Source organism: Candidatus Neomarinimicrobiota bacterium (assembly GCA_030743815.1).
GTDB lineage: Bacteria > Fidelibacterota > Marinisomatia > Marinisomatales > S15-B10 > UBA2146.
Map to the genome: position 1 here is coordinate 1 of JASLRT010000032.1, position 18,345 is coordinate 18,345.

Sequence of the window (18,345 nt, forward strand, 5' to 3'; positions counted from 1 at the left end):
CACGATGGGGCGTGATGACAGTGTGTGGGGACAGATAGGGGTCACCGTAAAGAGGGAAAGTACCGGTGTTATGATGGGTCCGCCAGCGGCGAGATTGTAGGCCGTGCTGCCGGTAGGGGTCGAAATGATGAGACCGTCCGCCGAGTAGGAAGTGACGAGCCGCCCGCCGGTGTAGAGTGAACACTTCATCAGACGGAAGCCTTCTCCTATATCAATGACGAGATCGTTCAGGGCGGTTACGGCTTTATTCCCATCGTCAATCTTTGCCGAAATCACCATCCTCGGATAAGTAGTATAGTTCCCTTCAATAACTGATTCGAGGCGCGAATAGAGATTCTCCACCGTCCCTTCCGCCAGAAATCCAAAGCCGCCCAGATGAACCCCCAGAATGGGCGTCTGGCGCGCGCCCACGGCCCTGGCCGCCGAGAGGATGGTGCCGTCTCCCCCCATAGCAAACAGGAAATCCAGTTTCAAGAAATCGTCCGCCGACTCTATAACGGAATAGTGATGGCTCTGCTTCTCTTGCCAGAGAGTTTCGATTCTCTGCGTGAGATAGACTTCCTGTCCGCGATCCTGAAGCCATGGCAGCACCTCTGGTAGAAGATCCCAGAAGGACTGTTTACTGGTGTTGGCCCAGATTCCGATGTTCATTACTTAGGATTCCAACTCGCTATCGTCTCCATCACCCTCATTCTGCGTCAAGACTATGATCTTTTTCTCTGCCTCCTCCAGCCTTGAACGGCACATTTTTGTCAACTCGGTTCCTTCCTCAAATAGCGCCAAACTCTCCTCGATAGAAATTGCGCTATCTTCAAGCTGTTTCACGATCTCTTCCAGCCGGGTCATAGCTTGCTCGAAGCTCATATCGCTCTTCTTTGCCATAATCAATTGTCCTTTTTCTGACAGATCAACTGCTGTCGGGACCGTCAGATTTAATCTTCTTTACGTCGGCCTCAATTTCGCCATCTGACATCAGAAGTCCAAACTTCTCGCCAATTTCGAACGATTCCACTTTATTCACCACCTGTTTTTGCGGCAGCTTATAGGCCACCGAGTATCCTCGCGCCAGAACGCTCCGCGGACTCACAGCCAAAAGCCGTTCGCTCATTCCCTGAAATCTTGATTGCTCCATACTGAGCACGAACTGTATCTGCTGCGAGAGCCGATCACTCATCTCGCCCAGGCGCTGCCGTTTCTGATCGATAAGTACGCCCGGCTGCTGGAAACCGTAACGTGAAGTGACGGCGTCCAACTGTTGCCACAAAGTATGCAGTCTTGACCGCATCGCTTCGCGCGACCGCCTGCCTGTCTCATCAAGGAAACTGATGATTTCCTTCTTTGACGGTGAAACCAGTTCGGCCGCAGCTGACGGCGTAGGTGCTCTCAGATCAGCCACAAAATCGGCAATAGTGAAATCTGTTTCATGTCCCACGGCCGAGATGACGGGGATAGGGCAGTCGGCCAGAGCTCGAGCCACCTTTTCCTCGTTGAATGACCACAGATCCTCCATCGATCCGCCACCCCGCCCAACGATGAGTACATCGACGCCTGCGGAAACCGTCAACTGTCTCACCGCTGCCACGATATCATCAGCTGCCTCCTCCCCCTGCACCTTGGTGGGACGTATGATCACCTCAACATGGGGTGAGCGCCGCGATAGCACATTCTTGATATCCTCAACCGCCGCTCCGGATCCCGACGTGACAACACCGACGGAAAAGGGGAAAGACGGAAGGGGCTGCTTTCTCTCGTCATCAAAAAGTCCCTCCTCAGCGAGCTTCTTTTTCAAAGCCTCAAAAGCGAGGTAGAGAGTCCCCAGACCGGCCGGCTCCATCTGCCGCACCACAAGCTGATAGACACCTCGTGCTTCGTAAACAGAGATGTCTCCCTGCGCCAGCACTTTCATCCCGTCTTCTGGGGTGAATCTGAGATACCGGTTGTGCCCTCTGAACATAACCGCCTTCAGTTCCGCACCTTCGTCCTTCAGCGTGAAGTACATGTGGCCCGAGGTGTGATGTTTGAAATTAGAAATCTCCCCTTCTATCCATACGGCTGGAAACGCCCCCGCCAGCAACGCTTTGATCTCGGCTGTAATCTGAGAGACAGAAAAGACCTGGGCTGAGGTCACCGAAGAACTCTCTATTAAATCGTCAATCATATGCCAATTCCCGGATCGAATGCCTCCTGATAAACAGCTACGGTTGCGGTGGAGACGGACTACCCGCCTTCAGCCAAGCCGAATACCAGAATGACGCAACCCGCAGTGTTGCAAGCTCCATCCTCTTCTCAGCCAGTTTCCCGCTCTTTCTATAAAGTATCTTCAGGTAAGGCGTCCCTTCAAGGGAAAAATCCAAGTCAGCAATCTTACCTCTTATATCCTCCGGCACACTTCTCCTCGCCCGGGAATCGGCCCTCAGGATGCGCTTATGACAGCGGTAAGACTCCCTTACAATCCTGAATGCCACTTCAACGGGTTCTTCCACGGAGAACAACTTGCCGTACGTATTCACCCGCTGCAGAAGATATAGATCAACCATATCTTTCTCCCACCGTTTATGAACACCTTCATTGCCGGTAAGCTGACCGTTGTGGTTATCAACCGTATGCAACGGCATGTGAATATCTGCGACGTAGTGCCCGAGTGCCGCGGCGGTGAGCCACGACTCTTCCCACTCACCCGCAGTGAACTCCTCTACGAGCCGATTGAAGTACGATTCGATGCGCCACGGGGCTGTCCCCCACTGTTTCACCTCGTCTGCGCCGTATTTATCTACCAGCAGCTGCCAGTCTCTCGGGATATTTCTGAAAGGGTAACGGTCATAGAGATCGGTATCAATAAAATGACCGTGCCTTTCTTCGGGGTAGTTCATAGGATCGAGACGCCACAGGTCAGGATCGACAGAATGGACGGAAACATAGTCCACATGTTTGCTAAAGTAGATACCTATCTCTTGCGGCAGCTGTTCCACAGCCCGGCGATTTATCAACTTGTGACCTTCGAATCCCCACCCCTTTATTATCCCGGGAATGAGCAACAGGGATAAAACAGCAACGGTACGGATGGAATGGATAGGGTTCATCCCCCGCAGGCGGTCAAACCAGCGGCTATTTGATTTTCTTTTTATGTCTGTTTCGGCGCAGACGCTTTTTCCGCTTGTGAGTGGAAATCTTGCGTCTCTTTCTCTTTTTGCCACACGGCATACAGATAATCTCCTAGTTCATGAGAGCATCGTTAACAGCTGCTCTGACCAGACCGGAAGCTTTAAAGGTAGGTACATATCTTTCAGGCAGATTGACGATCTCACCAGTTCCCGGGTTCCTTGCTTTTCTCGGATCCCGCTTCTTGACTCCGAAAGTACCGAAGCCTCTCAGTTCAACCCTGTCATTTCGTTTGAGGGCCGAAATAATAGTTGTCATAATACCTTCCATAACCGTTTCCGTCTCCACCTTGGTAAGTCCGGTGGCGTGGGCCACGGTGTTGACAATCTCAGCTTTTGTCACAGTTCTTTCCTCCATTCATCACTTGTTCACAAACCGATTCTATCCCTGCCGAATATAAATGACCAGCTTCTGACCTGGTAAAATAAAGTCACTATTCCTGATGTTGTTCCAGCGGCGTACCTTGCTCAACGGTACACGATATCTCTCTGCAATTTGACCGAGGGTATCCCCATAACGAACAGTATAAACTTCCTTGTTGAATCCCCCCTTGCTCCCGGTGGTCTGTTGCGCTGATCCCACGGGGACAGCCAGCTTTTGACCCGGAAAAATGTAATCGCCATACCGCAATCTGTTCAGCTGGCGAATACGCCGGGCGCTGGTTGCGTAGCGCATGGCAATGTGACCCAGAGTATCACCCTTTCTCACAATATACCTGGTGGTGTTTTGCCCGCCTGAAGAAGCAACAGACGCCATGATAGTGCGTGCGGAAGAGGGAACAGGAATGGTGAGCTTCTGTCCGATCTGGAGCCGGTGATAATTCCTGATTTTGTTCACAGAAGCAATATTGTGAGTAGAGACACGATATTTCTTCGCTATGTATGACAGATTCTCTCCCCTCTTCACGATGTGAACCTGGTACTGCGGCGCAAATCTCTGATTCTCATCTAAGGAATTAAAGGCGGCCACAAAGGTTTCTTTCTTGCCTTTGGGGATTCGCAAATTGTAGCTTCCGTTGGGTGGAGTGGCAAACTGCCGCAACTGCGGATTAAAGGATTTCAAATTTTCCACAGAGATTCCGGCGCATCTCGCCAGCACAGAAAGATCGGCGCTCTTCTCTATCTCAACTTCATCAAATTGCAGCGGAGAAGCCGTCGGCTGCTTGAAACCGTATTGCTCTGGATTTCTGGTGAGGATGGCCGTCGCCAGAAATGTCGGCACATGGTTGCGAGTTTCACGAGGCAGTGAATTGAGCCTCCAGAAGTCCTGCGTCTGGTGGAGACGAATCGCACGGTGGACGCGGGCGGAACCTGCATTGTAGGCCGCTAGAGCAAGATACCAGTCATCAAATTCGATAAACAGATCTTTCAGGTACTTGGCTGCCGATTCGGTAGACTTCACCGGATCGCGCCGTTCATCGATCCACCAGGTCCGCTCCAGTCCGTACAGCTTGGCCGTGGAAGAGATAAACTGCCACATTCCCACCGCATGAGCTCTCGAATAGGCTCTCGGATTCAGACCGCTCTCCACCATGGCGTGATAGATCAGCTCCTCAGGAAGTTCATTCTCATCGAGGATCCCCGTTATAAGATCCTTGTAGACCGGAAACCGTGCCAACCAATCATCAAAACTCGGCTTACCTCTAGTCTGGAAAAACTTGATTGCCCTCTCTACCCTGCTGTTGAGAACCAGTGGAATATGCCCGTCCCTGTCATCGATCACCTGAAACGTTGAGCCGTTGACCTCAATCTCGAGAGGTCGCAGATACTGGGACAACTCCTCCTTCAGACTCGCCATGGCGATGGGCGTCTCTGTTTTATCCACAGTAATGAAATGATTTTCATATGAAAAGAGGAGTGTCTCTTCAAACCGGTCATACTCCTCCTGGTCATCTTCGGACATCTCCCCCAGCTGCTCAGCCTCCATCAACATTTCGACAATCTTTTCGATGAGGTAGATTACTTCCAGCGAATCACCGTGCTGGTCGGCAATCATCGCTTCTGCATAGAGGCTCTTTACATCCGACAGAATAAGAGGGAAACGGTTGACTCCGTTGAGACTGCCGTTTTCATTGAGCGGAATGAGGTCAGATCCCACTCCTGTCTCTCCGGTCCCGACTGTATCAGATGCAGCATCGCCCTGATGAAACGCCGCAAGACAGACTGATGCGCTGACGACAATGGCCACACCCACTTGCTGTAGTATCTCTTTTCCGTACAACATTTCTCTAAAATCCGCGCGCGAACTTACTTGAAATGGAAACGAGGTGTCAACTCTTTTCCCCGCCAGCGTTTACCACGATTTTTTCGATGATTGAGCGTGTGGCCCGTCCCTCTAAGAGCGGAACCCTCACCACGCGCCCGCCCCAGGAAATCACTTCCGCTCCACCCACGATTTCATCTTCACCGTAATCCGATCCTTTAACCAGAACGTCAGGCTTCAACTTCGTCACGAGCAACAACGGTGTATCGTCATCGAATAGGGTCACGTGATCCACCATGGCGAGCGCATCGATGATGACAGCCCTGTCTTCCTCAGCGATAACGGGGCGTCCCGCCCCTTTCAGTTTTCTCACCGACCCATCACTATTGATTCCCACAAGGAGAACATCCCCTGCGGACTTCGCCGCTTTCAGCAGTTCAATATGACCGCGGTGGATCAGGTCGAAACAGCCGTTAGTGAATACAACTGTCTTGCCGTCGCCCTGAAGTTCAGCGGCGCGGGCGGCCATATCTTCATGAGTCAGAATCGCCACTTAACTCTTCAGGGGACAGAATTCACAAAGATCGGGGTGACAGTAACGCTCACGCAGGACAAGAAGGCCCTGCTGCGCCCCGAAGTTGGTCAGCACTTTGCGCGGCAGGAGGGAAGCAAAGTGGCGCCACAGTTGGGCATAGCTGTAATTAAGATTGATACTAAACCACTTCTCAAAAAGGGATGTGGCATAACTCTGCCTCTGCTGCACCCAGGCGCTGCGAAACGGCAGGATTACATTCCCGAGCCACTCCCCGCACCACCCCTTGCCGGGCAAGCTGTCGCCAAATCGATGCACAAGATCCTTTACACTGGGAGCAGAACCGTCGCACCACGGCCGCCACCCCGTCAGAAGATGAGATACAATAACAGCACCAAACGCAAGTCTCACCTCGGGCCTGGCCGCCGGACGAATTGATTTTCTATGCCACGCTTCTGGCGCCACCGCGGCTCCACTCTCCGCATAAGCTTGGGACAATTTTCCGTCGTTACATAACCCCGCCTGCACTTGCAGGACGGTCTCTATCTCTGCTACACTTCCACACCGGCGTAACTGCTGCAGCGACGTCCGCTGCGCAAGGTCAGCAAACTGACTCTCATTCCCCTTCAGCCCCAAGGCTCTAAAACTTGCGCGGTAGAAAGCCGCTTGTGGGGATCCGGCTTGGCGCTGCGCCGTCCCCATGTCTGAAACCTTACTGACCCATCTGCCGTAAGCCAGCGATTTGAGTCTATCTGTGATAACATTTTCAGCTTCTATTTCTCCCAGCTGACAGAGAGGAAGCGACACAGGCGCCCGCAGCGGGAGCTGTGCCACAACGGCCGGAACAGACAGTCCTGCCACGGTTTTTTCACGTTCATTGCCGCACTTTGCAATAAGATGCAGTATCACATTCTTGTAGCGGTGATCCCTGTGATGACCGTGCTCAGACCAGCCTCTCTCCCGCAGATGACATTCAATATCTCCCGTCAGGAGTTGTGACCCCAGCAGCACGGTGGCCCCCCTGATATCGGGACCGTCGTAAGGATTGACATTGCCGGCATCGAAAACGTAAACCGGCACAGCATCAGTGGTAGACAGGCGGCCTGTACCATTGGCAAACCACCACTTTACAATCTCGTCCTCAGATCCGTAGACGGAAGGAGCAGGAGAAGAGATAGAGGAGCGGGTTTGGAGCGAAGGAGTAAAGAAAATCACGCCGTTGCCGTACCCGATTGTGGTGCGTTGTCTGCCAGCCAGCCGTTCTTAAGAGAGACAACTTCGGTTCTCACATGGTCGGCAAACTCTTTCTTGCTCTTACCTTGCCAAAGACTGGGATCGATAGGGCGACCCAACCGCATCTCAACTTCCCCCTCTTTCAGCCATAGAGATTTCTTTGCCAAGACGTCTCTTGTGCCACACTGTGCCACCGGAACAACGGCCATACCGAGATCTAGTGCCAGTCCGAGCCCCCCCTTTTTGAACTGATGGATTTCACCATCAGGACTTCTGGTCCCCTCGGGAAACAGGATAATTGAACGCGGGTTTCTTGCCAGAGAATTCGACGCCTCCTTGAGCGACACTACGGCCCGATTACTATCATGTCGATCGACGAATATGTGCCTAGCACCCATCATGGCCCAGCCGAGAATAGGTACTTTCTTCAGCTCAATCTTGGCTATGGATACAATATGATAAGGCAGCAGGCCAAAAACAAGGGGAACATCGAAAGAACTCTCATGATTTGAAGCAAAGATGTAGTTCTCCCTTCGATCGAGATATTCAAGCCCGGTCACCCGGTAGCGTATGCCGCTCACCACCAGCAGAATCATTGCCCACAGCCGTGCCAGTTTAGCAATCATTTTACCTCTTAAATCGACTATACCGATAACGATAGCCGTAGTTCCCAGTACCGTTGTCACCAGAATGTAGACTACTATGAAGAGAACAGCCTGAAGCAATGGGTTACCCTATCGCTTTTCCGGAGACTGAACGAAAATGAGATCTCATCTCTACCTATTTCAGAACAGTGAAACCTGTGTAAGGCTGAAGCGCCTCTGGGATCATGACGGTCCCCTCTTCCGTCTGGCAACTTTCCAATAGAGCCACCATCAACCGGGGGGTAGCAACCCCCGATCCGTTGAGAGTATGGACAAACTCCAACTTCCCTTCTCTGTTTCGATAGCGGATGCTGGCCCGACGCGCCTGAAAAGATTCAAAATTGCTGCAGCTGGAGACTTCCAGCCACCGCTCTTCGCCCGGCGCCCACACTTCCAGATCGTAACATTTTGTTGCGGCGAAGCTGAGATCACCTGAACTCAGAGATACGACGCGGTAATGAATTCCCAGCGCCTGCAGTATCGATTCCGCGTCTTCAGTCAGAGATTCCAGCTCGTCGTAGGAATTGCCACCTTCCACCAATTTAACTAACTCCACCTTGTTAAACTGATGCACCCTCAGCAGACCCCGTGTTTCCTTGCCGTATGAGCCGGCTTCGCGCCGAAAACAGGCAGAATAAGCAACATACCGGATTGGCAGCTGGTCACAGGAAAGAATTTCGTCCCGGTGAATATTGGTGATGGGAACTTCAGCGGTGGGAATGAGGAAGAGATCGTCCTCAGTTGACAGATACATATCTTCCTCAAGCTTCGGCAACTGACCCGTAGCTTCGGTGGCGGCGCGGGAGGCAAGAAACGGCGGAAAGACTTCGCTGTAGCCGCGGCTGGCGTGGTGTTCCATCATGAAGTTTACCAGTGCACGCTCCAATTTAGCCCCCTTGCCCATAAACAGTGGAAAACCTGAACCTGATATTTTCGATGAGCGCTCGAAGTCGAGAATCCCCAGGGAGCGCCCCAATTCAAGATGATCAGCCGGCTCGAAGTCCATATCAGGTGGTTCACCCCACATCCTCACTTCAATATTAGCAGATTCATCTGCGCCGACGGGGACTGACGGGTGAGGAAAGTTGGGAACCCAGCGCAGCAGTTCATTCAATTCTTCTCTCAAATCCTTGAGAGCTGCATCTTGCGTCTTGATGGTTGCCGAAAGGTTCTTCATCTCTCCTACAATATCGTCCGGATCGCCGCCCGCCTGCTTGAGTCTACTGATCTCATCGCTGGCCCGGTTACGTTCCGCCTTAAGAGACTCAACTTCCTGTATTATTCCCCGGATCTCAGCGTCCAATTCCAGAATTCGCTCAACATTGACAGATTCTCCTTTTTGAGAGACGGCGGTCCTCAGTGCATCGGGATCGCGGCGAATTCTCTTCAGTGAAATCATGGACAGTTATTATGCTTTTATGCTTAAGATAGTAGACCTTAAAGTTAAGTTCCAGCGTGCGAAATTTCTATCCCATTTGCTGTGACGTGGCGGAACAGTCTCTCCACCCTGAAACGGGATATCAGAAGCCGAGAGATACTTCCACGATTCCATCCAGCTTTGACCTGTTCTGTCGCTGCAGGGAAGATAGAGAAAGATGCTGATCCCAAATCTGATAGGAGAAGTCAAATCTGATGCGTATTGGACGGGAAGAGAGAAGATCACCCCGGAGACCCAGGACTGTTTTTCTTTCTGCAGCACCGCTGTACGTCCGGTAGAGAAAGTCGATTCTCTCTCTGTTATACTGGCGCTCAACTGTCTCTTCCGTCACTTCCCCCCGGCGTGAAATGACACTATAAAGCTGAAACCACAACTTGTCCGACGGCGCCGCCTCCACCCCCAGAAAGAACGAATCCGAGTTGGGACCTGACCAGAAGCCCAGCGGATAGCCGTGATGTTCGAACGTGTTGATCTTACTCCGGTGGACATAGACGTACGGCGACAGGTGGGTGTATTCCGCCCGCAGTAGAGGGACCGACGACGGAAACAGCGGCAGTAGGACGGTGACCCCTACCTGATAGGCCAACCAGTTGTGGCTCTTCTCTTGATTGAAAGTATTCATGAAATCCCACTCATCCAGAAAAAGAGAACCGTACAGGCGCCCCCTGTTCTTGCCGATGGCCTCAAAATCGAGAAACATCTGCAGGTTGTCCGAGTCACTCAAATCGTGCTGAGCAGACCAGTAGAAAAGGAAGGGGAGCATATAACTCATCTCGACACTCCTACCACCATAAATTACTGACTCACCAAAGCCGAGGCGGATATTTTGACGCAAGAAAAAATCGAGTCGATGCGCCACACTGTATTTCCTGATCATGGGGAGCCCCCCTTTGACAGGATGCAGTTCGAAATATGTGGAGTCCCTGAAGGTGGAATTGAGGGAGCCGTGCATAAAGGAGAACAGCCACCTGTCGCCAAACCGATGCCTCAGGCTGAGCAGCGGAAAGCTGGGCGCCTTGTCCGATAGCCAGAGCTGTCCGGAATATCCCGTTCCCCAGATGGGATTACTTTTGGCAAAGGTAATTTCGCCACCGGGATGGATTAGATGGACGCCGGCATCGCCTATATCGTATTCCACCCAATTGGAATCACTGTTATGGAAGCTTTCTCTTCCCGCCTCTTTTTGGCGGCTGAAATCGTACTCAAATGGCGAGAGAGATTCAGCACCTACCACCGAATGTTTTTCGAAACGCATCCAGGTGACTAATCCGAGCCGGGTAAGAAACGGAAGCCGGTAGTGAGCCGCAGTAGTAACGATGGGTGCAGCATCCACGGTAGCCCCCTCTGTTCTCAGATCACCGCCATTCAGTGCGGCGCGTACTCTGATCTCAGGATACCATTTCAGCCGTTCCTGCCGCAACAACTTGTCGCCGGCAACTGACGTTATCAGTCCAGGACTACCGTCAGATAGTGACTGCCGCCACTCGTGATCGAATCGGCTGGAGAGGTATCGATCCGCAACGCCTGCGACAATCGCGTTCCTCTCGACTGAATAGAGATTGACGGCATTCGAGCGAATCATCACCTGTCCCGCCAATTGAAGCGAGGAGAACCACGTCATCAAGAGAATAAGTTTACTGAACTGTTTTTGCTTGAGAATTGACAGCATCTGTCGGCACTGGCTCCACAAATGGGGCTGGATGTGGAAAAAGCTATTGCGGGTTACTGTTTTTTCAAAAAGGAAATTGAGGCTGACTTGCGGCTTCAGAATGGAAGAATCTAACGCCCCCGCCCCAGGAACATTACCCCTACAGTCCGGATCATGACAAGAAAATCGAGAGTTAGACTGTAGTTCTCAATATAGGCGAAATCGTACTTCAGTTTCTGACGTACATCATCCAGCGATGAATCGTAAGAGTGTTTAATCTGCGCCCACCCCGTGATGCCGGGTCGCATCTTATGCCGCCGGTAATAGAAAGGAAATTCATCCATCAGTTTCTGTACAAAATAGGGGCGTTCCGGCCGCGGGCCTACAACACTCATATCACCCTTCAGGGCGTTAATGAATTGAGGAATTTCATCCAGCCGGAAACGTCTCAAGAATCTTCCCATACGGGTAACTCTGGGATCATCGTGCCTGGCCCAGACCGGACCTGTCATCGATTCAGCATCTTTCACCATAGAACGAAACTTGTACGCGATGAAGTGTCGACCTTCGAATCCCACCCTCTCCTGGCGGTAGAAGATCGGTCCGCGTGAATCGATCTTAATAGCGAGGGCAAAAACAACCCAGACCGGGGACAGCGGTACAAGTACGAGGAGCGCTATAACAATATCTATCACTCTTTTCAATATCTTTCCCGGAAACGAAATAACCTCCGGGTGAATTTGCACAAGCGACACACCTTGAATCTGCTCCGTCTTTGCCAGGCCGCTCACTACCTCGTACATGTCAGGTATGATCTTAAGCGATACGGGGGCACCGTTGGCTATAGTGATAATATCCAGCAGCTTATCGTGGTTCGGCTTTTCCAGCGCTATGACCACTTCGCTCACATGATACCGCTGAATGGCCTCTTCAAGAGACTTGATCGACCCCAGTACAGGTCCCTCATCCACTGCTGTTTTATCTCCATTCTCATCGGGCGTCATAAACCCCACAAGGTTGTAGCCGTGAAAGCCGTTCTCAAGTTGCAGGGCCACTCTTCTGGCTCGCTCATTAATCCCCACCACGAGAGTGTTTTTCCTGCCGTAACCTTTGCGCATCAGGATCTTCTGGATCTGCCGCACCACAAGTCTCCCCAACGTCAAACAGACAATAAAGAAAAACCAGTATTGCAATATTGCGCTACTGGGGATTCCTTCAGTCACGGGAAATAATTCGTTGCCGATAACAGAGACTACGGCAATAAACAAAGTAATTTTAAAAAGAGTCTGAATCTCCTCGAAGCGCGACAGCGTAGGATCGACGCGATAGCGCCCATTGAGGTAGAAAAGGGATACCCAAACCGTCTGCAACAGTAGGAACAGTAGCCAAACGGTGGTGGCATTAAAGTCAGCCGCAAAGTGCAGATAAATCGTTTGCGAAAACGCCAGCCAGCCGGCAACGCCATCCACAAACAGCAGCGTGACAACCACCAGCCAGTATTTATAGTTCCGCTTGAAATCGAGATTCAACATGGCTCTATAGACAAAAATACGGGTAAATAATAAAAAACCGAATGCGCTGGATCACATTCGGCATCTCAAGGAGCGTCTTGTTCATCGGCTAAAGGTCTGTTTTCGACTATCTAATGTCTGCTTTTAACTGAAAACCCTTTAGCAAATGTCTATAAGCACTCCTCCTTTTTGCTCAATTTAGTTGATATATGAACCGTTGTCAAGAGTTTTTGCTTTCCTTTGCGACAGTTATTTCAGCCGCTGAATAGTCACTGGTGTTCTTTCAGTATGGCCGCAATCCGTTTTGCCGCCTCACCGTCCCACAGAGGCGGGATCTTGCCTGTCTTGCCATCGCCTGAGAGTATCTTCCCTGCCTCCTCCTTAAGCAGACTCATATCACTGCCTACAAGGGTATTGGTCCCCACGGTCACCGTCACCGGCCGCTCACTGTTCTCCCTGACTGTCAGACAGGGGATACCGAGATATGTGGTCTCTTCCTGTATTCCACCCGAATCTGTGATGACACCAGCGGCATTTTTCTCCAGGGCGATAAAGTCAATGTAACCGAGGGGGTCAAGGAGTTGAAAGTTTTTCCCTTGCGATAGTTTCGAACCAGCATCAGAAATCCTGTCAGCGGTTCTTGGATGGACAGGAAAAAGGACCGTTACTTCCTCACTTATCTCGGCGAGCGTTGCAATGATCTTCTTTAATTTGCCTTCGCTATCTACGTTTGACGGCCTGTGCAGTGTCACCAGCAGATAGGGAGCTGACGGAATCTCGACTTTCGCTTTGGCGATGGCCCCTTCAAGAGAAATGAGTGTATCTATCATGACATTGCCCACACAGTGGATCTTCTCAGGCTCAATACCCTCTCGCAACAGGTTCTGGTCACCATCTTCTGATGGTGTGAACAGCAAATCCGCAATCTGATCCGTAAGGACGCGATTTATCTCCTCGGGCATACTGCGGTCGAAGGATCTGAGCCCAGCCTCTACGTGAGCGACGGAAATCGTCTGCTTAGCACAGACAAGGGCAGCCGCCAGCGTAGAGTTGACATCACCGTAAACCAAAACCGTGTCCGGCTTAAGCTCCATGATAACCTCTTCAAAGGCGAGCATGACGGCCGCAGTCTGAACACCGTGCGTCCCCGAACCGACACCGAGGTAGTAATCCGGCTCAGGGAGTGCCAAATCGGTGAAAAACAGTTCCGACATATTGACATCATAATGTTGACCGGTATGGATAAGAATCTGACGGCAGCCGATCTCCCGGTCGATAGCTCGCCAGACAGGGGCAACTTTCATGAAGTTAGGCCGGGCGCCGACGACGTGGACAATTTTCATCTGGATTGCCTACCCGAAACCGACAGCAATACAGTCTCCATTTCCCTGGCCAGGTTTCTCCTGTCGAAATGTTTGCACACATAGCTGTAACCGTTGTCACCGTACTGTTCAAGGACTTTGCCATCATGCCACAAATCAGTGACTGTTTGTGCCAGTCTCTCCGAGTCCCCGGCAGGAACAACCACGCCACCACTTGCCTCTTTGACGAGTTCAGCCGGTTCACCACCGGCTATCAGCGCCACCGGCTTTCTGCAGCTCCACGCCTCCATCAGCTTGGAGGGAACGGCATCAATGAGTTTACCGCTCACAAGGGGGACCAAAACCAGGTCGGAAGCAGCAAGAATGGCCGGCACCGTTTCCCGCGGCTGACTGGAAACAAAGGTTACGTTCTCCAGAGCCAATTCAGCGGCTCTCTTAATTAATGCGTTGCGCTCCACACCGTCGCCAACGATAAGGAAATGAATGTTACCGTTATGACGGAGTCTATCAGCCGCCGCCACTATGACACCTACCCCCTGGGCGATGCCGATGAGTCCCGTGTATGCCGCCACGAAGCACCCCTCCAGATTGAACTTTCTTCTCCAATCTGTCGCTCTCCGCGTATTAATCATGTCAAGATCGACGCCGTTGGAAACTAGAGTAATCTTCTCGCGATCTACCCCTTCAAGAGCAACCTTTTGACACTTGCTCCGTGTCACCGGCGTCAGATGGCTTGCCTTCCGGTAGAGCAGGTGTGCCACTTTACGGGCGATTCTGACGAAGAGATCGGTTGATCTAAATGCACCTGAATCAACTGCAACATCGGGCCAGAGATCACGGATATCAAAGACAAAAGGGATCCGCCTGATGCGTGAGAGGATGAGTCCGGAAACTCCGGTGAATAAGGGTGGTGATGAAGCCAGAATAACGTCATAACGACGTTGAAGAGTGATACCAGTCAAGATCGATGAAACAGCAAACGAAAGATAGTTGGACAGGCGACCGAAACTGTTCCGGTGTGAAGAGGCGTGCACCCAGGTTCTGATAACTGTCACCGCCTCCATCTCCTCCCTCAGTCTAACTTTTCTTCTATAGGCACTGGCCATGACGCCGGCCGGATAGTTGGGAAAGCCGGTGATGACGGTCACGTGGTGCCCGTAGTTTACCAGCCATCGACTAAGACCGTGAATCCTCGCCGCGGCACCACCCATTTCAGGAGGATAATAGTGGGTCAGAACCAGAATTGTGAGCTTTTCCTGATGCACGTCGTCATCCGAATGTGTGGCGTGAAATTTTTCACTTTACGAGTCTCACCGGGTTGCAACCATCTTTGCGGCAGAATTGAGACAGAACTTATCCCTGAGCGGAAATTCCCGCCAGAGAAATTATGCCATTGATTACAGTTAACATGTTAATGAAGGGGGCGTTTTCGCCTAGAGTATCAGCGTGCACATGGCCCGCACACCCGTATGCGCCGAATCAAATGAGATGGCCGTCCCCTCTCTGTTCCAGCGCGGATGAAGGTCACAGCGGACATCATGACGGTATGCGAAGGGTGACCGCAGCCGGACCAGGTCAGACCGTTTCGCCTCAGTTATGTCATATAGAATCAACCGTTGTGACCGCGTCCGATCAGGATAGGTATCAGTTACAAAGCTTGCGCCGTCGGGAGAGAACTGCGGATGACCATCGGAACGGAACTGGTCTTGTCCAACAATTGTGTATTCATCACTCTGATCACGAAACAGATAGTAGTGGCTACCGTCCCGCTCGGTGAATGCATACGCCATGATCTTCTGGTCATCTTTCCAGGCGACGTGTGTAACGGTACCGTCAGTGGGAAATACAAAAAGGTCATGGCCGTCACAATCCGAAGTGAACATCCTTGTGTAGGTGACTCCCAGCGGCGTCAACCACCTGTGGTAGAAGGCAAATCGTTTCCCTGAGGGAGAAAAGAGACAGTGAGAAAAGTAGTGATAGGCACCCTCCATACTGGGAAGCGGATCCGTGGCGGCCAATTCGCCCAGCGTGAACAGTCTTACAGCTTCGCCTGTCTGAGTGTCCATCAGAAAGAGTCCATCCTCATCCGGCGCAAGGTGATTAGCGTGAAGATCTTCGCCGTTGGCATAACAGTACGCAGGAGCACTCTGCTGAAGCCTGACAAAACTAAAACTGAGGGCTCGCGTTCCGTCAGGAGTGAGAGCCGCCACCGGACGGGAAAGTACGCGCACCGGCGCACCCTGCATATCCACAATGCGGGCTGTATGAAAACCGTCTTGCAGATTATTGAAGAGGATGGTATCAGAATTGCCGAACCACTGCAGCATCGACCCCTGCTGCCAGTTCCACGTTCGCGTCCGGCCAACCTTCTGGAAATCCGTCTGATCGCTGCCTGAAAAATAGCCTACCTCCACGCTGTCATCGGGCCCCGGCATCCTGAGCGGATCTTCAAATCTATGCGCCAGCAGTGCGCTGTCGTCATGCGACCATGGACACTTATCGTGGAAGCCGTAATAGAATCCTTCACGAACCACTATTTCATAATCCGTCTCAAGAGATTGTACCGGGAAAAGAGCAAACAGTCGCTGGTAACTATCAACGAGAACTCTTTTCAGGCGCGGGTGATATTTTACCCGATTGTATATGAAACGCTCAAGACTGTTCATTCCAGGCGTCCGTTATCTCTTGGCCACTGTAGATCAAGACGTTCTGTCCAGCGTCCACACTCCTGGTGGAGAAGTAGTAAGTATCCTGACTGTAATCCGGTTCGTAAGACGGAATCTTGATAACAGGATAGCGGAAGTATTTGACAGGCAAGCGATCTTTCCTGAACGAGGTTAGCAGTTGCCAGCGCGATCCACTCCTGGAATACCACAGGTCAGCACGTTTGAGACGGTTCACCTGACTCGGTTCATACGCTGTGGTGACAAACATCCACTCGTTAACCTGACCTGCATAGAGAGCGCTGCCGGTCAACGGATGCACCTGTTGAACCTCCTTAGACTCATGAGAATAGAACTGAATGAAGTTCGGTTCAAGTTCACTGTCTGTCGGGATGATCAAACCTTCCGCTGTAGGGATAACAGAAACTGCCCGGTATGCCTGCCTGCCGTGCAAAACGGGGATCACGCTGGACAAATCTCCCGATGCCCAGATACCCGATTCGGCATCTGAATCGCCCGTGAGAATCCAGTAGTGATTTCTGAATTCATCGAAAACGATGTTATGAATATGACGCACTTGCCCGACATCGAAAGTAAAGGACTGTCGCCACGATTTCCCCTGGTCGTCAGATTGATAGATATGTGCACATCCAGCCTCTCGCGGCCTCACGTAGTCACCCCACGCAACACCTCTTGACGGATCATGGAAAACGTTGAGCGGCGTCCGGCAAGTCTTAATCAAATAGTCGACCATAATATGCCCGTCTCTCACTTTCAGGATGCGACCGTCAAAGAAGATCAGCATCGACCCATCATCCAGTGCAAGGATATGACTGACCTCCAGCCTCAGCAGACGTTCGAATGGGCCCCTGTTCAACAACCGCTGGGATACGCTTTTGTGTTTCAGAGAGAAGAGTTCTTCAATGGTGGAAGATCGGTGGCTGTAGAGGTAGACTCTGTTCCGCCGCGAAAGAATCGCATCTCCATTTATAGTGACATAATGCACTGAATAGTTGTGCAACACCTTCATGGGTTACGGGAACTCCACCACACATAGATAGATGAAGCGACGGCAACGACTATGCTTACTCCGCCAGCCAGCACCCGCTTTACCAGACCGATCGACGGATTACTCACACTGTAGTCGTAATGACTGAAGGCGGCACACACATTTTTCTCCACAAGCGCCACTTCCCACGCCGTCAAATCCTTCTCCCACCGTCCCACACTCGACCCCGTCAAAGGAGCGAGAGTCTCTTTCTTCCACTGCATCTCCTCCGCCGAAACAAGCTTCCGCGCCGACTCGGTAAAATCGAGCATACCGCTTTCGTAGTCGACGTTGAGCAAGGTACAGATGCTCCGCAGCACTTCCTCAGTGGAAGTGGTCAACTGTTCATACGCTACTTCTATCGCGCGGCAGCCAAATATTTTTATCTGCCTGTGCGCCAGCTTCAGCTGAACCGTGTTCACAAAAAGATGATTGTAGATCGATCGGTTTTTCGACCACTGAGCTTTTTTCCTGGAAAGGAGAACATCTCTTGGGTCTCTGTAGAGATGAATAACTGAAGCTTCTGGAAACAGGCGGTGCAACTGCGGCAGAAATTCAATGCTGCGCGGGTCCTTGTCCCCTATGATCACTTTTTTCTCTTTCGCCAGCCAAGTTCGCAGAATCTTGCTATAAATGGCGAGCGAAACGGGTTGACCGTCAAACTCGATCTTCCCGAGAATTTCACTCAGATCCAGGCCCAGCCGCGTCAGCCAGCGGTCAGACAGGAGAAGCTGTTTGAGCGCCTGCTCACCTTTGCCTTTTCTCAGGACTTCCAGTGCATTTGTCATCAGAAAGCGGCGTAAGAAGTTTATCTCGGGAAGGAAGGCGATTTTTGAGTGCGTATTCAGCATCGCCTGAAGCAGAGAGGTACCCGACCGGCCAACACCGACAATAAAGACCAAGTTGTTGAAATCTGACTGTTGTTCGGAGGATTTATCCACGGGA

At 51.6% G+C, this 18,345-nt stretch carries 17 protein-coding genes; all 17 read right to left on the bottom strand.

The features are described from left to right. The coding region (locus QF669_02825; protein MDP6456378.1) for an NAD(+)/NADH kinase at positions 1–651 on the bottom strand (651 nt) is incomplete at its 3' end. A 3-nt stretch (positions 652–654) separates the two neighbouring features. After that, entirely contained in the window at positions 655–882 is a 228-nt protein-coding gene (gene xseB, locus QF669_02830; GenBank protein MDP6456379.1) for an exodeoxyribonuclease VII small subunit, read from the bottom strand. 25 nt (positions 883–907) lie between these two features. Further along, positions 908–2,158: an exodeoxyribonuclease VII large subunit gene (gene xseA, locus QF669_02835; protein MDP6456380.1), complete on the bottom strand. Its 1,251-nt coding sequence runs from the start codon at positions 2,156–2,158 to the stop codon at positions 908–910. Between the two features lie 37 nt (positions 2,159–2,195). Further along, on the bottom strand, positions 2,196–3,080 hold the full coding sequence (locus tag QF669_02840) for a S1/P1 nuclease (protein ID MDP6456381.1): 885 nt from the start codon (positions 3,078–3,080) through the stop codon (positions 2,196–2,198). Positions 3,081–3,213: 133 nt separating this feature from the next. Beyond that, entirely contained in the window at positions 3,214–3,501 is a 288-nt protein-coding gene (locus QF669_02845; GenBank protein ID MDP6456382.1) for an HU family DNA-binding protein, read from the bottom strand. A 39-nt stretch (positions 3,502–3,540) separates the two neighbouring features. Next, positions 3,541–5,382 carry a LysM peptidoglycan-binding domain-containing protein gene (locus QF669_02850; GenBank protein MDP6456383.1) on the bottom strand — a complete coding sequence of 614 codons (1,842 nt, stop codon included), beginning with the start codon at positions 5,380–5,382 and terminating at the stop codon, positions 3,541–3,543. A 46-nt stretch (positions 5,383–5,428) separates the two neighbouring features. Further along, complete coding sequence (gene rfaE2 / locus QF669_02855) at positions 5,429–5,914, bottom strand: D-glycero-beta-D-manno-heptose 1-phosphate adenylyltransferase (protein MDP6456384.1); 486 nt, start codon at positions 5,912–5,914, stop codon at positions 5,429–5,431. Beyond that, positions 5,915–7,108: a DUF2851 family protein gene (locus tag QF669_02860; GenBank protein ID MDP6456385.1), complete on the bottom strand. Its 1,194-nt coding sequence runs from the start codon at positions 7,106–7,108 to the stop codon at positions 5,915–5,917. After that, on the bottom strand, positions 7,105–7,851 hold the full coding sequence (locus QF669_02865) for a lysophospholipid acyltransferase family protein (protein MDP6456386.1): 747 nt from the start codon (positions 7,849–7,851) through the stop codon (positions 7,105–7,107). The genes QF669_02860 and QF669_02865 overlap by 4 nt, the downstream gene beginning before the upstream one ends. Before the next feature lie 55 nt (positions 7,852–7,906). After that, positions 7,907–9,169 carry a serine--tRNA ligase gene (gene serS, locus QF669_02870; GenBank protein MDP6456387.1) on the bottom strand — a complete coding sequence of 421 codons (1,263 nt, stop codon included), beginning with the start codon at positions 9,167–9,169 and terminating at the stop codon, positions 7,907–7,909. Between the two features lie 121 nt (positions 9,170–9,290). Then, positions 9,291–10,877, bottom strand: a complete 1,587-nt coding sequence (locus tag QF669_02875) for a hypothetical protein (GenBank protein ID MDP6456388.1) — start codon at positions 10,875–10,877, stop codon at positions 9,291–9,293. A 110-nt stretch (positions 10,878–10,987) separates the two neighbouring features. Then, positions 10,988–12,388 (bottom strand): sugar transferase, encoded by a 1,401-nt coding sequence (locus QF669_02880; protein MDP6456389.1) that lies wholly within the window; start codon positions 12,386–12,388, stop codon positions 10,988–10,990. Between the two features lie 248 nt (positions 12,389–12,636). After that, entirely contained in the window at positions 12,637–13,710 is a 1,074-nt protein-coding gene (wecB, locus tag QF669_02885; protein ID MDP6456390.1) for a UDP-N-acetylglucosamine 2-epimerase (non-hydrolyzing), read from the bottom strand. Continuing rightward, positions 13,707–14,954, bottom strand: a complete 1,248-nt coding sequence (locus QF669_02890; GenBank protein MDP6456391.1) for a glycosyltransferase family 4 protein — start codon at positions 14,952–14,954, stop codon at positions 13,707–13,709. The genes wecB and QF669_02890 overlap by 4 nt, the downstream gene beginning before the upstream one ends. A 168-nt stretch (positions 14,955–15,122) precedes the next feature. Further along, the gene (locus QF669_02895; protein ID MDP6456392.1) at positions 15,123–16,355 is read right to left on the bottom strand and encodes a hypothetical protein; all 1,233 of its coding nucleotides are present in this window, start codon (positions 16,353–16,355) and stop codon (positions 15,123–15,125) included. After that, positions 16,342–17,382 carry a hypothetical protein gene (locus QF669_02900; GenBank protein ID MDP6456393.1) on the bottom strand — a complete coding sequence of 347 codons (1,041 nt, stop codon included), beginning with the start codon at positions 17,380–17,382 and terminating at the stop codon, positions 16,342–16,344. Before QF669_02900 ends, QF669_02895 begins: the two co-directional genes overlap by 14 nt. Then, positions 17,379–18,341 (bottom strand): sulfotransferase, encoded by a 963-nt coding sequence (locus QF669_02905; protein MDP6456394.1) that lies wholly within the window; start codon positions 18,339–18,341, stop codon positions 17,379–17,381. The genes QF669_02900 and QF669_02905 overlap by 4 nt, the downstream gene beginning before the upstream one ends. Between the last annotated feature and the right edge of the window lie 4 nt (positions 18,342–18,345).

Excerpts from the sequence above, each read along its gene's own strand:
- xseB (MDP6456379.1), bottom strand. The coding sequence starts at position 882 with ATGGCAAAGAAGAGCGATATGAGCTTCGAGCAAGCTATGACCCGGCTG.
- xseA (MDP6456380.1), bottom strand. The coding sequence starts at position 2,158 with ATGATTGACGATTTAATAGAGAGTTCTTCGGTGACCTCAGCCCAGGTC.
- QF669_02840 (MDP6456381.1), bottom strand. The coding sequence starts at position 3,080 with ATGAACCCTATCCATTCCATCCGTACCGTTGCTGTTTTATCCCTGTTG.
- QF669_02850 (MDP6456383.1), bottom strand. The coding sequence starts at position 5,382 with ATGTTGTACGGAAAAGAGATACTACAGCAAGTGGGTGTGGCCATTGTC.
- serS (MDP6456387.1), bottom strand. The coding sequence starts at position 9,169 with ATGATTTCACTGAAGAGAATTCGCCGCGATCCCGATGCACTGAGGACC.
- QF669_02875 (MDP6456388.1), bottom strand. The coding sequence starts at position 10,877 with ATGCTGTCAATTCTCAAGCAAAAACAGTTCAGTAAACTTATTCTCTTG.
- QF669_02880 (MDP6456389.1), bottom strand. The coding sequence starts at position 12,388 with ATGTTGAATCTCGATTTCAAGCGGAACTATAAATACTGGCTGGTGGTT.
- wecB (MDP6456390.1), bottom strand. The coding sequence starts at position 13,710 with ATGAAAATTGTCCACGTCGTCGGCGCCCGGCCTAACTTCATGAAAGTT.
- QF669_02895 (MDP6456392.1), bottom strand. The coding sequence starts at position 16,355 with ATGAACAGTCTTGAGCGTTTCATATACAATCGGGTAAAATATCACCCG.
- QF669_02900 (MDP6456393.1), bottom strand. The coding sequence starts at position 17,382 with ATGAAGGTGTTGCACAACTATTCAGTGCATTATGTCACTATAAATGGA.